The organism is Paenibacillus sp. PsM32 (genome assembly GCF_030433815.1).
Lineage (GTDB): Bacteria > Bacillota > Bacilli > Paenibacillales > Paenibacillaceae > Saccharibacillus > Saccharibacillus kyungheensis.
Window position 1 is genome coordinate 1 of sequence record NZ_JARUWY010000106.1, and the last position, 214, is coordinate 214.

Consider the following 214-nt stretch of genomic DNA (forward strand, 5'->3'; position numbering starts at 1 on the left):
GCATAATAGCAGGAGAATTTTGCGCTACTGCGGCAGTTATCACGACTTTGACAAACTCACTATTCCCTACATTAAAAGACCCGCCTGCAAATATATTTTCATACGCCACTTTAAGTAAATCTCGCATATTGATTAACTTATCAATTCCTCCTATGGGTTATTTTGAAGACCAGTCTTCCAATAATTCATCGTATTTTGTAATATTGAGTCTTTG

General features: G+C 36.0%; 1 protein-coding gene. It reads right to left on the reverse strand.

Going from position 1 to position 214, the window contains the following annotated elements; genetic code table 11:
- Positions 1-127: class II fructose-bisphosphate aldolase (locus QCD85_RS23840; RefSeq protein WP_301264098.1), on the reverse strand; the 127-nt coding region annotated here is incomplete at its 3' end.
- Between the last annotated feature and the right edge of the window lie 87 nt (positions 128-214).